We start from the raw sequence: 3314 nt of genomic DNA, 5'->3' as shown, positions 1-3314 counted from the left end.
TGAAAGTTACAAGCACGCCGGCCATGCGGGCGCGCGCGATGGGCGTGGACATTTCCGCGTGCGTGTCATTGCCTCGGCGTTTTCCGGACTTTCGCCAGTGAAGCGCCATCAGCGCGTCTATGCCGCGCTCGGCACGATGATGCAGACCGATATCCACGCGCTCGCGCTGGAAACGCGGGCGCCGGACGAAATCTGACCTGTGCACTACGGATGCGCCGCTCTCGCACGACGGCGATCGATACCCGAATTTGATCCAAAGGAAATTTCCATGCGCAAAACCCTTTCCGCTTCCCTTTGCCTCGCGCTCGCTGCCTGTTCCGGCGGCGGTGCCGGCGACCAACGCGTGGTCCAGATGCCGGCCAATCTGCCGGTGGCCGAAACCGTCAACGGCACGCCGGTCCCGCAGGAACTGGTCGACGCATTTGTGCGCGTGAAGGCGCCGAAAGCCGACATGACCCGTCCCGAGCAGCGCGCCGAGATTCTGCGCGTGCTCGGTGACTACGTGCTGCTTGCCGAACAGGCGCAGAAGGACAAGCTGACTTCTGACCCGGCGTTTGCGGCGAACGTCGAAGTCGCGCGCCTGGCCGCGCTGGCCAACGAAACGATGATCCGCCTGCAGCAGCAGACGCCGGTGTCCGACGCTGCGCTCAAGGCCGAGTACGATGCGAAGGTCGCGGGCATGAGCAAGTTCGAGTACGACCTCGGCAGCCTGCTGTTTTCGAACGAGGCCGACGCGCTCAAGGCGTCCGGCGAACTCGTTTCGGGCACCCCGTTCGACAAGGTCTACGACGAATGGAAGGGCAAGGCCCAGGCCAAGGTGCTTTCGCACATCAACACGGAGAACATGCCCAAGCCGGTCACCGATGCGCTGGCATCGATGAAAGCCGGCGACTTCACGCGCACGCCGCTGAAGTTGCCGCAGAACTGGCTCGTTTTCCAGGTGCAGGCGGTCAACCCGCTTACTCCGCCGGAATTCGACAAGGTCAAGGACGGGATCAAGAGCGGCCTGCAGAAGAAGATCGGCGAGGAACGTCTGGCTAAGCTCAAGCAGCAGGCGAAGATCGAGTATCCGGCCGGCAGCGCGCCGCCGCCGAAGCCGGCTGCGGTTCCCGTGGCACCGGCGCAACCCGCACCCGAGAAGAAAGGCTGACGAGCAACGAGCGGGCTTACGCCAGCTCGACTTTCGCCGGCGCCTTCCAGCCTTTCTTGTGGTGCTCGGCGATGACCGTCGTGTAGATGCCGCCGCGCACGCCGAATTCGGCAGTCAGGCGCATGAAACGGGGCTTGGTCGCCTTGACCAGGTCGTCGAGGATGCGGTTGGTCACGTCCTCGTGGAAATGGCCCTCGTCGCGGAAGCTCCAGATGTAGAGCTTGAGCGCCTTCAGCTCGACGCAGGTCTTGTCGGCCACGTATTCCAGGCGCATTTCGGCGAAGTCCGGCTGGCCGGTTTTCGGGCACAGGCAGGTGAACTCGGGGATGCGCATGCGGATGGTATAATCGCGACCCGGTTGCGGGTTCGGAAACGTCTCCAGTGCTTTGCTGGGCTTGGTGGACATGGACCCTGACTCCTGAATTTCTTGCCGCCATTCCGGCTTTTGCGGGAACGGCGGCCTCATATGTGGGGCGCGCACCTTAGCGCAAGCCCTTGCGCCAGACAACGTGGGCGGTTTCGCGCGCCCCGAACGGATTCCAAGAAAAACACACGATGCGCCTGACCACGATCAAGCTCTCCGGATTCAAGTCCTTCGTCGATCCGACCGTCCTGCACCTGCCCACGAACATGACCGGCATCGTCGGTCCGAACGGCTGTGGCAAGTCGAACATCATCGACGCGATCCGTTGGGTCATGGGCGAGAGCGCCGCGAGCCGCCTGCGCGGCGATGCGCTGAGCGACGTGATCTTCTCAGGCTCGGGCGGACGCAAGCCGGTCGGCACCGCGCAGGTCGAGCTGATCTTCGACAACTCCGATGGTCTCGTCGTTGGCGAATACGCCAAGTACAACGAAATCTCGGTCAAGCGCGTGGCCAGCCGCGACGGCCAGTCGCAGTATTTCCTCAACGGCGCGCGCTGCCGCCGCCGCGACATCACCGATTTGTTCCTCGGCACGGGCCTCGGCGCGCGCAGCTACTCGATCATCGAGCAGGGCATGATCTCCGAGATCATCTCGGCGCACCCCGACGAATTGCGCGGGCACCTCGAGGAAGCCGCCGGCATCTCCAAGTACAAGGAACGGCGCAAGGAAACCGAAAGCCGCATCAAGTCGACGCGCGAGAACCTAGAACGCCTCAACGATGTGCGCGAGGAAGTCGACAAGCAGCTCGAACACCTCAACCGTCAGGCCAAGGCCGCGGCGCGCTGGCAGGAACTGAAGAACGAACAGGCGAAGAAGGAAGCCGAACTGCGCGGTCTGCACTACCGCGCGATCGCGACCGAGCTCGAGGGCCATGGCGACGCGCTGCGCGAAGCCGAGACCGGCATCGAGAAACTGGTCGCCGACCAGCGCGGAGTCGAGGCGCAGCTTGAGACTCTGCGCGAGACACATCAGGGGGCGACCGATCATCTGAACAGCGTGCAGGCCGAGGTCTACCGCGTTGGCGGCGACATCGCGCGCGTCGAGCAGCAGATCCAGCACAACAAGGAACTCGGTGAACGCCTCGAACGTGCACGCGTCGAAACGGAAAACGCCTACGCCGAGCTGGGCGAACATATTTCCGCCGACCGTGAGCAAATCGAAACGCTGCGCACCTCGCTGCTCGACGGCGAACCCAAGCTCGAAGCGCTGCGCGAAGCGGCCGAGCAGACCGCCGAGGCGCAGCATGCGGCCGAATCCGCGCTCGCCGAATGGCAATCGCAGTGGGACACGCACTCCAAGGCCAGCGCCGATTCGGGTCAGGCCGCCGAAGTCGAACGCACGCGCCTGGACTATCTCGATCGCCAGTCGATGGAAGTCGGTCGCCGCCTCGAAGCGCTGCGCGCGGAAAAGCAGGCCGCCGATTTCGCCACGCTGAGCGAGGCTGCCGAGAAGCTCGCCGCCGACCACGACGAGCACAAGGAAAAAGTCGAAACCTTCACCGCGATGCTCGACGAGCGCAAGGCCAGGCACGAGGAACTCGCCGGCGAAGAACACCAGGCCAGCGCATGGCTCAGCGAAGGCCGCACCTCGTTGCAGACCATGCGCGGGCGCCTGGCTTCGCTCGAAGCGCTGCAGCATGCCGCGCTCGGCCAGGAGAAATCGCCGGCGCACGAATGGCTCGAACGCCTCGGCCTCGACAAGGCGCCGCGCCTCGGCGAAGTGCTCGACGTCGAAGCCGGCT

General features: G+C 64.4%; 4 protein-coding genes. 3 read left to right on the top strand and 1 reads right to left on the bottom strand.

Annotated elements, in window-relative coordinates; genetic code table 11:
• Window positions 1-196 (top strand): BolA family protein (locus tag VF497_RS11310; RefSeq protein ID WP_330888735.1); only part of this gene is annotated, 196 nt, incomplete at its 5' end.
• Window positions 197-268: 72 nt separating this feature from the next.
• On the top strand, window positions 269-1150 hold the full coding sequence (locus tag VF497_RS11305) for a peptidylprolyl isomerase (protein ID WP_330888733.1): 882 nt from the start codon (window positions 269-271) through the stop codon (window positions 1148-1150).
• Window positions 1151-1166: 16 nt separating this feature from the next.
• Here VF497_RS11305 and queF read toward each other — a convergent pair whose 3' ends face one another.
• Window positions 1167-1556 (bottom strand): preQ(1) synthase, encoded by a 390-nt coding sequence (gene queF / locus VF497_RS11300; RefSeq protein ID WP_330888731.1) that lies wholly within the window; start codon window positions 1554-1556, stop codon window positions 1167-1169.
• A 149-nt stretch (window positions 1557-1705) separates the two neighbouring features.
• Here queF and VF497_RS11295 point away from each other — a divergent pair.
• A partial coding sequence (locus tag VF497_RS11295) for a chromosome segregation SMC family protein (RefSeq protein WP_330888729.1) occupies window positions 1706-3314 on the top strand: 1609 nt, incomplete at its 3' end.

The sequence above is a fragment of the Rudaea sp. genome, from assembly GCF_036383415.1.
Lineage (GTDB): Bacteria > Pseudomonadota > Gammaproteobacteria > Xanthomonadales > Rhodanobacteraceae > Rudaea.
Note: the sequence above shows the minus strand (reverse complement) of the source record. Positions and strands in the feature narration are given on the sequence as shown.

Excerpts from the sequence above, each read along its gene's own strand:
- VF497_RS11305 (WP_330888733.1), top strand. The coding sequence starts at position 269 with ATGCGCAAAACCCTTTCCGCTTCCCTTTGCCTCGCGCTCGCTGCCTGT.
- queF (WP_330888731.1), bottom strand. The coding sequence starts at position 1,556 with ATGTCCACCAAGCCCAGCAAAGCACTGGAGACGTTTCCGAACCCGCAA.